This is a genomic window from Aquirufa echingensis (assembly GCF_042714525.1).
Classification (GTDB): domain Bacteria; phylum Bacteroidota; class Bacteroidia; order Cytophagales; family Spirosomataceae; genus Aquirufa; species Aquirufa echingensis.
Genome location: NZ_JBBKYA010000001.1, coordinates 578,252 through 590,315, shown reverse-complemented (window position 1 = coordinate 590,315; position 12,064 = coordinate 578,252). Strand labels below are relative to the sequence as shown.

General features: G+C 40.1%; 13 protein-coding genes and 1 tRNA gene. 10 read left to right on the top strand and 4 right to left on the bottom strand.

Going from position 1 to position 12,064, the window contains the following annotated elements; genetic code table 11:
- Position 1 precedes the first annotated feature (1 nt).
- Positions 2-1,216, bottom strand: a complete 1,215-nt coding sequence (locus tag SKC38_RS02640) for an NADH-quinone oxidoreductase subunit D (protein ID WP_377974831.1) — start codon at positions 1,214-1,216, stop codon at positions 2-4.
- 166 nt (positions 1,217-1,382) lie between these two features.
- Here SKC38_RS02640 and rpmG point away from each other — a divergent pair, with 166 nt between their 5' ends.
- The 3 genes from rpmG (at position 1,383) to ftsY (ending at position 2,813) form a co-directional block, all read left to right on the top strand.
- Positions 1,383-1,565: a 50S ribosomal protein L33 gene (gene rpmG / locus SKC38_RS02635; RefSeq protein ID WP_109325429.1), complete on the top strand. Its 183-nt coding sequence runs from the start codon at positions 1,383-1,385 to the stop codon at positions 1,563-1,565.
- A gap of 20 nt (positions 1,566-1,585) precedes the next feature.
- Positions 1,586-1,738, top strand: coding sequence for a DUF4295 domain-containing protein (locus SKC38_RS02630; RefSeq protein ID WP_109324168.1), 153 nt, complete (start codon positions 1,586-1,588; stop codon positions 1,736-1,738).
- A gap of 94 nt (positions 1,739-1,832) precedes the next feature.
- Positions 1,833-2,813, top strand: a complete 981-nt coding sequence (gene ftsY, locus SKC38_RS02625; protein ID WP_377974828.1) for a signal recognition particle-docking protein FtsY — start codon at positions 1,833-1,835, stop codon at positions 2,811-2,813.
- Here the strand turns inward: ftsY and SKC38_RS02620 are convergent, their stop codons facing one another.
- Positions 2,814-4,484, bottom strand: coding sequence for a glutamine--tRNA ligase/YqeY domain fusion protein (locus SKC38_RS02620; protein WP_377974827.1), 1,671 nt, complete (start codon positions 4,482-4,484; stop codon positions 2,814-2,816).
- Positions 4,485-4,708: 224 nt separating this feature from the next.
- Between SKC38_RS02620 and SKC38_RS02615 the strand changes: the two genes are divergently transcribed.
- A complete protein-coding gene (locus SKC38_RS02615) occupies positions 4,709-7,015 on the top strand; it encodes a T9SS type A sorting domain-containing protein (protein WP_377974825.1) in 2,307 nt (768 codons plus the stop codon).
- 48 nt (positions 7,016-7,063) lie between these two features.
- Positions 7,064-8,098: a WD40/YVTN/BNR-like repeat-containing protein gene (locus SKC38_RS02610; RefSeq protein WP_377974824.1), complete on the top strand. Its 1,035-nt coding sequence runs from the start codon at positions 7,064-7,066 to the stop codon at positions 8,096-8,098.
- Here the strand turns inward: SKC38_RS02610 and der are convergent.
- Together der and era are read right to left on the bottom strand one after the other, a co-directional pair.
- Positions 8,078-9,400, bottom strand: a complete 1,323-nt coding sequence (gene der, locus SKC38_RS02605; RefSeq protein ID WP_377974822.1) for a ribosome biogenesis GTPase Der — start codon at positions 9,398-9,400, stop codon at positions 8,078-8,080. The two genes, SKC38_RS02610 and der, sit on opposite strands and share 21 nt — an antisense overlap.
- A 12-nt stretch (positions 9,401-9,412) precedes the next feature.
- The gene (gene era, locus SKC38_RS02600) at positions 9,413-10,315 is read right to left on the bottom strand and encodes a GTPase Era (RefSeq protein WP_377974820.1); all 903 of its coding nucleotides are present in this window, start codon (positions 10,313-10,315) and stop codon (positions 9,413-9,415) included.
- A 97-nt stretch (positions 10,316-10,412) separates the two neighbouring features.
- On the opposite strand from era, the gene SKC38_RS02595 reads away from it, so the two are divergent.
- The 5 genes from SKC38_RS02595 (at position 10,413) to SKC38_RS02575 (ending at position 12,015) form a co-directional block, all read left to right on the top strand.
- Positions 10,413-10,485, top strand: a tRNA-Met gene (locus tag SKC38_RS02595).
- A 62-nt stretch (positions 10,486-10,547) separates the two neighbouring features.
- Entirely contained in the window at positions 10,548-10,787 is a 240-nt protein-coding gene (locus SKC38_RS02590) for a GIY-YIG nuclease family protein (RefSeq protein ID WP_377974818.1), read from the top strand.
- Between the two features lie 121 nt (positions 10,788-10,908).
- A complete protein-coding gene (locus SKC38_RS02585) occupies positions 10,909-11,148 on the top strand; it encodes a GIY-YIG nuclease family protein (protein ID WP_377974816.1) in 240 nt (79 codons plus the stop codon).
- A gap of 121 nt (positions 11,149-11,269) precedes the next feature.
- Positions 11,270-11,500 carry a GIY-YIG nuclease family protein gene (locus SKC38_RS02580; protein WP_377974814.1) on the top strand — a complete coding sequence of 77 codons (231 nt, stop codon included), beginning with the start codon at positions 11,270-11,272 and terminating at the stop codon, positions 11,498-11,500.
- A gap of 203 nt (positions 11,501-11,703) precedes the next feature.
- Positions 11,704-12,015, top strand: coding sequence for a LytR/AlgR family response regulator transcription factor (locus SKC38_RS02575; protein ID WP_377974813.1), 312 nt, complete (start codon positions 11,704-11,706; stop codon positions 12,013-12,015).
- The last annotated feature ends 49 nt before the right edge of the window (positions 12,016-12,064 follow it).

The following is a 12,064-nucleotide window of genomic DNA, read 5'->3' as shown; positions in this document are numbered from 1 at the left end:
ATTATCGATCTACTTCGCCCATGACTAAATCCATGGAACCAATGATAGCCACCAAATCGGCTAAATAAGCACCTTTTGCCAAATCCGGAATCACCGACAAATGATGAAATGAACATGCACGCACTTTCACACGTGACGGAATATCCGATTTTCCATCGGCACGTATGTAAAACCCTAATTCCCCCTTTGGGTTTTCAGCTCGGGCATAAATATCTTGCGCGGCAGGTCTAATTTTCTTAGGAACAAATTCTTGAGGGTCGAATGCTTTCGTTCGGGCGTGTTCGCCCGTTAATGCCGATAAACACTGTTCGATGATTCGAATGGACTCAATGCATTCGAGAACACGCACGTGGTTTCGATCCCAGCAGTCGCCCGTTTGGCCTTTTAAACCTTCGCCAACGGGAATATCAAATTCCAATTCCGGGTAAACAGAATAGGCATCTACTTTTCGTAAATCAAATGCCAAACCTGATCCACGCAATACGGGGCCCGTGCAACCATAATTGATTGCTAAATTCAAAGGTAAAACGCCAATATTCGCAGTCCGTTTGATGAAAATAGAATTTTCTTCAACGATTTTCTGAACCTCAGCAATCGTATTTTTCATCACCGGAATTAATTCCGCTGTACGCTCCTCGAAGCCGACAGGAAGGTCATAAAATAATCCCCCAACCCACACATAATTGTACAACATACGGGCACCCGACAACCATTCCAACAAGCGTTGAATATGTTCACGATCACGCATCAACCACAAAAAAGGCGTATATGCACCAATATCTAACCCATAGGTTCCAATCGCCACAAAATGGGACGCGATACGATTTAATTCGGCAACCAGAACCCGTATGTATTCGATACGCTTTGGAAGCGTACCTGAAATTCCAAGCATTTTTTCAATTCCCATGACATAGGCATGCTCAGAATTCATGGAAGCCATGTAATCGAGGCGATCTACGTAAGGAATGATTTGGTTGAAAGGCAGAGCTTCAGCATGTTTTTCGAAACAACGATGTAGGTACCCTAAATGTGGAACCACATCGACCACCAATTCTCCATCCGAAATAACTTCCAGACGCAAAACACCATGCGTAGATGGGTGCTGCGGACCAAGTGAAATCAACATTTCCTCTGATTTCAGGTCAGCAAGCTGATACTGATTCGGGTCGGAATCTTGAAAATTCTGGGGAAGAAATTCGTATTGAATGGAATTCATTGAACAAAAATGAAGAAAGTATCTCACATTTAAAAGCCTCGGAAGTTGAGTAGGCGAAGATTATCAATTATTTATCAGATATTTTGGGCAAACTATTTGGCAAAAAAAATATTTCTTATACCTTTGCATTCCGTTTCGAATCGAGGCGTAAACAGATTTTACAATTATGGCAAAGAAAGGAAATCGCATCCAAGTAATTTTGGAATGTACAGAGCACAAAGAGTCGGGTCTACCAGGGATGTCTCGTTACATCACGACAAAGAACCGTAAAAACACAACGGCTCGTATTGAGTTGAAAAAATACAACCCAGTATTGAAGAAAGTTACTCTACACAAAGAAATTAAATAAGGTTTTAATACCCACGAATCATGGCTAAGAAAGTAGTTGCAACACTAAAGAAAGAAGGCGGCGTAAAATACGCTAAAATCATCAAGGCGGTTAAAAACCCAACGACAGGAGCTTATACCTTCAAAGAAGAAATCATTCTTCAAGATGAGGTTAACGCTGCATTGAAAAACTAGTTTTTTCGTCGGCAATTTATCGCTAGCATATTGAAGTCCCTTTTTCGGGGACTTTTTTTTGTTTACCTTCAACACGCAAAAGACACGCACACGAATGGGATTATTTGATTTTCTCAAAAAGAAACCTGCTCCTGAGGAGCAAGCAGACCTGGAAGAGGCCTTGGAAAAAGGCTTGGAAAAAACCAAAGAAGGTTTTATTTCCAAGATGGGTCGTGCGGTTTTGGGAAAATCCAAAGTGGATGACGATGTCTTAGATGAGTTAGAAGAAATCCTATTAACCTCGGATGTGGGGGTTGCGACAACACTTAAGATCATTGAGCGCATCGAGCGCCGCGTGGAACGCGACAAGTTTGTATCCACAGAAGAATTAGATCAAGTTTTGCGCGAGGAAGTAGCAGCGTTGCTAGACGAAAACAAATCTTACGACATTGAAAATGCGTTTGCCGAACCTAAACAAAAACCCTATGTCATCATGGTGGTGGGAGTTAATGGGGTAGGTAAAACAACTACGATCGGTAAATTAGCGTCTCAATTTCATCAAAATGGCCTTAAAGTTGTTCTAGGTGCAGCAGACACATTTCGTGCTGCGGCTGTGGACCAATTGAAACTTTGGGGTGAGCGTGTAGGAATCCCAGTGATTGACCACGGCATGAATACGGATCCAGCCTCAGTTGCTTTCGATACCGTAAAAAAAGCGGTTGATATGGAGGCAGATATCGTCATCATCGATACGGCGGGTCGTTTACATACAAAGGTAAACTTGATGACCGAGTTGTCTAAAATGAAGCGCGTCGTTCAAAAATTCATCCCAGAAGCACCACATGAAGTACTATTGGTATTGGATGGATCAACAGGCCAAAATGCCTTCATTCAGGCGCAAGAATTCACTAAAGCCACCGAAGTGACGGCATTAGCCATTACAAAATTGGATGGAACCGCAAAGGGTGGTGTTGTGATCGGAATTTCGGATCAATTCAAAATCCCGGTGAAGTATATTGGAGTTGGCGAAAAAGTCTCCGACTTGCAAGTGTTCAATAAAACAACCTTTGTCGATTCCCTTTTCGCCAAAAAATAATTATTTCTTCTGTTCTTTTGCCCAAGTATCCTTCAGGGTTACTGTGCGGTTAAACACCAAATGATCTGGTTTCGAATCGCGGTCCAAGCAATAATATCCTTTGCGAATAAACTGAACCGCTTCTCCGATAGTTGCTTGCGCCAAACTTGGCTCAACGAAAGCGTTATCGATGATGTTCAATGATTCAGGATTAATGAACTTAACAAAATCATCCCCTAATTCAGAGGCATCCTCCACGATCAACAAACGATCAAAGAGTCTAACTTCCGCTTGAATCGCATGTGGAATAGACACCCAGTGGATTGTTCCTTTTACATGGATACCAGAAGTGTCTTGCCCTGATTTACTTTCAGGAATATAGGACGCATGAATTTCCTTCACAGATCCATCAGTGTTTAATTCAAAATGGTCACAAGTAATGATGTAAGCTCCTTTCAAACGAACCTGCAAACCAGGTCCCAAACGGAAAAACTTCTTCGGAGGCTCCACCATGAAATCTTCACGCTCAATGTATAATTCGCGGGAGAAAGGAACGACACGCTTGCCCGTTTCTGGATCTTCCGGATTATTTTCGACCAATAAATCTTCGGTCTGACCTTCCGGATAATTAGTAATAATTAATTTAACGGGATCCATCACTGCCATGACACGGTCCGCAATTTTATTTAAATCTTCGCGAATACAGAATTCCAACAAGCTGATATCGATTAAGTTATCGCGTTTTGCAACACCGATTCGCTCACAAAAATTACGAATAGAAGCTGCCGTATAACCACGTCTGCGAAGTGCCGAAATCGTAGGCATGCGAGGATCATCCCAACCTGACACGACCTTCTCATTCACCATTTGCAATAATTTACGCTTACTCATCACCGTGTGAGATAAATTTAGGCGAGCAAATTCATATTGATGGGATGGAAAGATTTCCAATTTATTGATAAACCAATCATATAGTGGTCGGTGGACATCAAATTCCAAGGTACAAATAGAATGAGTAATACCCTCCATCGAATCACTTTGCCCGTGCGCAAAATCATACATCGGATAGATGCACCATTGATTTCCGGTACGGTGATGAGGTACGTGGCGGATGCGGTACATTAATGGATCTCGCATGTGCATATTGGGATGCGCCATGTCAATTTTCGCGCGTAATACTTTAGCACCATCAGCAAAATCGCCATTTCGCATAGCTGAAAATAAAGCTAAATTTTCCTCAACGGAGCGATTACGGAATGGACTATTGGTCCCAGGTGTCGTTGGGGTTCCCTTTAATGCTGCAATTTCCTCCGCAGAAGAATCATCAACATAGGCAAGCCCTTTAGAAATCAATGAAACCGCAAATTGATAGATCTGCTCAAAGTAGTTTGAGGCATAGAGTTCATTCGCCCATTCAAATCCAAGCCAAGCAACATCCGACTTAATGGAATCCACATATTCGGTTTCTTCGGTCATCGGATTCGTATCATCAAATCGCAAATTTGTCTTACCTCCAAACTTTTGGGCTAGACCAAAATTCAAACAAATACTTTTGGCATGTCCAATGTGTAAATAACCATTGGGCTCCGGAGGGAAGCGTGTGAAAATCCCTTGCGGGTACTTACCAGCAGCGATGTCCGCTTGCACAATTTCTTCTAAAAAGTTTAACGATTTGGATTTGGATTCTTCCATGTAGGCGTGTGATTTGCTCTTTTTTCTGTAGATAAGAACAAAAATAAACATATTTTAGCTATCAAACACACTAAAATCAGAGATAAAACGTTACTAAAAAAACTCAAAACAACGACCAATTAATAATTTTTATCCATTTTGTGAAAAATAATTTTTAACTTGGCAATTGAAAAAGTAACTAATAGATTTTAATTAGAATATCTACTCAATTATTCCTTACAATAATGAACAAATTTATCAAAATTTCACTCGCCGCCTGCCTAACACTCGTTGGGACATTTGCTTTTGGGCAAAATACACCACAGATTAATGGCACATCTGCAGCAAAAATCAATGGTGTCAATGGGTATACAGCTCTATTTTCGGTGTCAGGGTGTACCAGCGGATATAATTGGTCATACTCAGATAATCAGGGTAGAACTGATGACCTAACCACATCTTGGGATGTTACCTATGGAGGTGCTGGAACCACGACCATTGAAACTGTACCGTTGGGTGCTGATCAAAATGGACTTTGGATTCAAGACCCCAAATCTCCATATCACTACGAAGTGGTTTGTAGTGGTACAACGAGCCCAAAAGCATCGATTGATATTTACATGATCAACACAGCAGCATCCTACAAGCCTACAGTGACTGTAGCAAATAGAACTTGTTCATATGCAGAAGATGTAAACTCTGGCGCCTTAGTTTTACAAGCAGCAGGTTGTTATGATCAAGTAACTTGGACCTATCCAGATGGTTCTCAACTTTTGCGTCCAGCATCTGATAATGGTATCTTGTATTTAAATGGCAATTACCAAGAAGGCACTTATTCTGCTCAATGTACGTTCTCTAGCTTAGGACGTTACATGAATGATCCTTTATTAAATTCGTACCCAACTTCTGCTATCTCAGTTTCATGGCAGCAAAAAGAATACTATCCACCATCGGTTGTTAAATTAACTTCACCAAGTGGTATGGGAGCTGGAGATTGGAGCGAAATTTGTGCAGGTCAACAAATTTCAATAGGAACGAATTTACCAGCAATTTATGATGGCAAAATGGGATTCCAGTGGTATAAAGATGGTACATTATTATCAACTACTAGTCCATCTATTACATCTGGATCACCTGGATCCTATGTGGTTCGAGTTCATTCAAGAGGAGGAGTGAATGTTTGTGATTTTAAAACAGCACAATTTTTCGTCAACATTGTCCCTTTGAAAAAGCCAGTAATTCTAGGTAATTCTAAATACTGCTTAGATGGCGTTACCGAATTAAAAATCGACTCTGCAGCATATACAATAGCTGAAGGATATAAGAAACCTCAGGTACCTTACACGGTACCCGTAAGTTATAAATGGTATTTAAATGGTGTTGAGACAGCATCACTTGGCAACAAATCTGTTATCAAGGTTGGTCAAAATACAACAGTACAAGTTACTTACACAACCAATTACGAATGTACTTCAGAAAAATCTGACACGTTGGTAGTAAGTAATTATCCAAGACAAGAGACTCCTAGCATCACAGCAAAATCTAAGTTAGGATTCTGTTTTGGTACACCAATCGCAGGCGTGTTAGAATCATCTGAATTACCTGGAGGAATCGCTACAAAATACGAATGGAGTAACAAATTAACAACCAGAACAGTTAATATTGACAAAGCAGGCTCCTATACTGTAAGGACTATTACACCAGAAGGTTGTTATTCATTAAATTCAGCGCCAGTAGAAATCATAGTTCTTCCTTTACCAGCAGCGCCAACAATTGCTACACTTAACGGATCTTCACCAGTATTCTGCGTGAAATCAGAAACAGGTACAATCAATGCGGTAAGCTTAGTAGCAACATCTACGAATGATGTCATTTGGAGCACTAAATTTGAAGGAAAAGTTTTAGCTGACGTTAAAACGAGTGGTACATATACAGCTACTGCGCGTGATCTTAATGGATGTATTTCACTTAATTCAAATGGAATTAAGGTTGTAGCACAAGCAAACCCAGCATTGGGATCTGATACCAAGATTTTAAAAGAAGGCGTTTACACGTTGAAGGCAACTAACTTCCCATCATCAGCTACCGTAAACTCTACTAGCGCAGGTGAATATGTTTGGAAATTTGGTTCGGCATTATTAACATCGAAGACATACATTACTAAGGTTAAAACAGCAGGAGATTATACTGTTGCTCGCAAGTACCTGTATACAATCGATGGAACTCCATTAACATGTATCACTGATGCAGTTAAATATACGTATACAGTTGATCCTGATTTCTCTGGAGTAGCAGTTTATCCAAATCCAATAACAGCTACCTCAAGTACAGACTTGACAGCTAAGGTTCAAATTCAAATCTTAGAAGATTGGACGAATGGAGAGATTACATTATTTGATATGGTAGGTCGTCCAGTTTATGCAGGTAAAATTGCAAACACGGATGGAACTTCAATCTTAGAAGTAAGTGGATTAGCGAATGGAATCTACATTTTACAAATCAAAGCTGATGGCGGTAAGTCGTTCGTAGGCAAAGTGATTGTAAACAAATAATCTCAAACACCCCTAAATCAAGCCGATCGGAAACGATCGGCTTTTTTTATGATGCATAAATTTCTAATTCTATTTATATTCATTAGCCTCCCCAGTTTCGCTCAATGGACTAAGGTTGACATACCAACAAATGCGTCATTCAGAGCCTTAAAGTCGAAGGGACAGCATATATGGGCTAGTGGAACGCAGGGAACAGTTGGTCACTCTGGTGATGCTGGTAAAACATGGGAATTCCAACAAGTCCCACAAGCAGAGAAACTTGATTTCAGAGACCTTGCGATCATAAATGACCAGGAAGTCATGTTAATGAGTGCGGGTCCATCAGAGGAAGGGAAAGCCCGTATTTACCAAACTGTAGATGGCGGTAAGCATTGGGAGGTCATATTCCAATTGAATGAAGGTGGTTACTTCTTTGATTGCTTGCAATGGGATGTAAAAAATAAGCGGGCATGGCTATTATCTGATCCGATTAACCAACAAATGACCTTATTTTCCTATGTGAAAAAGAAATTCGAGAAGCTTGATACGACCAATATGCCCTTGCTACAAAATAAGGAAGCATTTTTTGCAGCAAGCGGTTCTAGTATGATCATTTCAGAAGATAAAATACACTTTGTCGGTGGCGGTTCTGATTCCATTCGGATTTATACCTACGACACTCAAAAAAACACTTGGAGGATTAATGAACCAGGTATTCCTTCCGGAGAAGCCACTGGATATTTTTCAATTGGTGCTAAAAATAAAAAGGAATTATGGACAGTCGGAGGAGATTACCGAAAATTGAATGAACTTGCTATTCCCATAATTCGTACAAAGGATGGAGGAAATCACTGGGAGGTTCTAAAAAATACCCCTGCGTTTTACATGGAAAAGGTCATTTGGGCAAAACCCTATTGGATTGTCACAGGGCCAAGTCAAAGTGTTGCTTATCTTGAAAAGACTAAACAATGGAGAAGCTTAGGCAAAAGCTCATTCCACAATATCATTCAAGTTGGGGACAAGATTTGGGGAATTGGAGCGAAAGGCCAACTTGCATACATCAGCCTTTCGTCCATCAAGAACCTATTTCTTTCTAAAGAATAGTGAAATAGGTGTCCCGTCTAATTTGAAATTCTTACGCATTTGATTCTCCAAATAGCGCTCATAACTCTCTTTAATGTACTGAGGTAGATTACAGAAGAAAATAAACGTTGGATACGGCGTAGAAACCTGTGTACAATATTTAATCTTAATATATTTACCTTTCCATGCTGGCGGCGGATAGTTTTGAATCACCTCTAACATCACATCGTTCAACTTAGAAGTAGAAATCTTTTGAGAACGATTCTCATATACCTCTAGCATCATCTCTAATACTTGAAAAATACGCTTCTTCTCCATTACAGAAGTAAAAATCACGGGCATGTAATTTAGAGGCGCCATACGTTCTTTAATCGCCTTTTCAAGTTGGTTGGCTGTATTCGTATCTTTTGCTACCAAATCCCACTTATTCACCATCAATACAATTCCCTTTTTCGCTTTATCTGCCATGCTGACAATGTTCATGTCTTGGGCTTCTAAACCAGTCAAAGGATCAATGGTAGTTGCGTCAATCAAAATGATCGCAATGTCACATTCTTCCAAAGCCTTAATCGAACGTAGAACGGAATAGTACTCAATGTTATCATCGATACGCGCCTTCCGACGAATACCTGCCGTGTCCGTAATGATAAAATCTTTCCCATATAACGTGTAACGGTTTTGAATCGCATCACGCGTCGTACCTGCCATATCCGTCACGATCGAACGATCGCGGCCTAATAAAGCATTTAAGAAAGAAGACTTTCCTACATTTGGTCGGCCTAAAATAGCCACACGAGGAACACCAGCTTCTGGATTTTCAATCCCTTCATCTTTGAAATGAGATATCATTTCATCCAACATATCTCCGGTTCCACTACCACTTTCTGCGGCGATTGGGAAAGGTTCACCTAAGCCCAATTCGTAAAACTCGGCAGCTGCCATCGCTTTTTCATTGGTATCGGCTTTATTAGCAACCAAAATCACAGGCTTTTTAGAACGACGTAACACATTCGCAAAATCCTTATCTAAATCCGTTAAGCCTGTTGTGCAATCCACAACAAATAAAAGCACCGCTGATTCCTCAATCGCTAATTCTACTTGTTCACGAATAGCACCTTCAAAAATATCCTCCGATCCATGTACATATCCACCTGTGTCAATCACAGAAAAGAATTTACCTGTCCACTGGCCATATCCGTAATGTCTGTCACGCGTAACGCCCGACATGTTATCCATGATGGCTTTTTTCTGTTCAATTAAACGGTTGAACAACGTTGATTTGCCCACATTGGGGCGGCCTACAATGGCTACAATATTTGACATCTGTCCTATAAATTAATCGGGGGAATACCCGAATGATCGCAATTTATCTGCTTTTGCACGCCAATCAGGCTCTACCTTCACAAACTGCTCTAAAAAAACTTTTTTACCAAAGAAAGCTTCCAAATCGGCGCGCGCCTGAATCCCCACTTTCTTAATACTCTCTCCTTTATGCCCGATAATGATAGCCCGCTGAGAAACACGTTCCACATAAATTTCGGATGCAATTCGCAAAATAGTTGGCTCGTCTTTAAAAGATGTCACAACAACTTCACAAGAATAAGGAATCTCCTTTTTATAATTCAAAAATATCTTTTCTCGAATAATCTCGGCAGCAAAGAAACGCTCCGACTTATCCGTAAGTTCATCTTTATCGAAAAACGGTGGATGAACAGGTAAGTTCTCTACAATGTGCTTGAAGATTTGATCTAAATGCACGTGCTCTTGAGCTGAAATGGGCAAAATAGGTTTTCCAGGGAAAATACCTTGCCAATATTCCATGCAGGTTTGAAGCTTTTCTTCAGTTACCAAATCGATTTTATTCAACAATACCACAATAGGCGTTTCCGTGTGGTCTTTCCAATTGGTCAGAAACTCCAAATCCTCATAAGTATCAAACACATCCGTTACATATAATACAACATCTGCATCTTCCAAGGAATTCTTCACAAATGCCATCATCGACTTATGCAATTCATATTTGGGCATTAAAACACCAGGCGTATCGGAATAGATGATTTGGTACTCATCCCCTTGGTATTCACCATTCAGCATACCTAAAATACGATGTCTGGTTGTTTGTGCTTTGGAACTTATGATGGACAAACGCTCCCCAACCAAAGCATTCATTAGCGTACTTTTGCCCACATTGGGCTTACCAATGATACTAATATAACCTGCTTTATGCTGTTGGGCCATGTCAAATAATAAATTCCCCGAATGGGATATTGTGAATAATTTAACAAAGATACTTGTTTTTCCCGAAAAAACCCTGCATATTTGCACTCCAATATATCGCGGGGTGGAGCAGTTGGTAGCTCGTTGGGCTCATAACCCAAAGGTCGTCAGTTCGAGTCTGGCCCCCGCTACTAGAAAAAAGACAAGTCGAAAGGCTTGTCTTTTTGTTTTATAAGCCACTACTCACTGAATCATGTTCGTAACCTACGTTTTATATTCAGCTAAATTCGATAAAATTTATATCGGCTTCACGTCTGATTTAATAAGCAGATTTCATTCACACAACTCGCTTGCTAAAAGTGGATATACCATTCGATTTCGCCCTTGGAAAGTTATTTATGTCGAGTTTTTCGATTTGAAATCGACTGCAATGAAAAGAGAAAAAGAATTAAAATCTAGTAAGGGAAGAACTTTTTTAAGAAGTCTCTTATAAGATCGTTGGGCTCACATCCGTCGGCCGACGGACGTCAGTTCGAGTCTGGCCCCCGCTACTAGATAAAAGACAAGTCGAAAGGCTTGTCTTTTTGTTTTTATAAGCCACTATTCACTGAATCATGTTCGTAACCTACGTTTTATATTCAGCTACATTCGATAAAATTTATATCGGCTACACGTCTGATTTAATAAGCCGATTTCATTCGCATAACTCGCTAGCAAAAAGTGGATATACCATTCGATTCCGCCCCTGGAAAGTTATTTATGTTGAGTTTTTCGATTTGAAATCGACTGCAATGAAAAGAGAAAAAGAATTAAAATCTAGTAAGGGAAGAACTTTTTTAAGAAGCCTCTTATAAGATCGTTGGGCTCACATCCGTCGGCCGACGGACGTCAGTTCGAGTCTGGCCCCCGCTACTAGAAAAAAGACAAGTCGAAAGGCTTGTCTTTTTGTTTTTATAAGCCACTATTCACTGAATCATGTTCGTAACCTACGTTTTATATTCAGCTACATTCGATAAAATTTATATCGGCTACACGTCTGATTTAATAAGCCGATTTCATTCGCATAACTCGCTAGCAAAAAGTGGATATACCATTCGATTCCGTCCCTGGAAAGTTATTTATGTTGAGTTTTTCGATATCAAGTCAGATGCTATGAAAAGAGAAAAAAGATCATATAAAATCCTTGGGCTCATATCCGTCAGCTGACGGACGTCTTTCGAGTCTGGCCCCCGCTACTAGAAAAAAGACAAGTCGAAAGACTTGTCTTTTTGTTTTTAAAGGCCTCTAAACAAAACGCACCTGGGCTAGTCCAGCGCAAAATCTTAAAAAAAAACGACCACTAAATAAATCTTTCTTTACGAGCGAATTTCAATTTCATAGGTTTGCATGGATTTGATTAATCAATGCGCATGAAAACAACCCTAAAACTACCCGAATTACAATCATGTTTAATCTCAGATGTCATCTACATCGAAGGAAAAAGCAATTATAGTATTATTTACACCAAAACTGCAGAACCCATAACGATGGCCAAAACGCTCAAGAAATTTGAGTCCCAGTTGAGACTTCATCCATTTTTACGCATTCACAAGTCGTATTTAATCAATCAGGCGCATTTGACAAGCCAATCACTTAGTCCCGAAAATAGCCTTCAATTGTCCAACGGCACAATCTTGCCCGTGTCAAGACGGAAGAGAGAACAAATAAAAAAATCACTATAAAAAAAGGGCTTCCAAAATTGGAAGCCCTTTTTCATGAAAGAAATTGCTG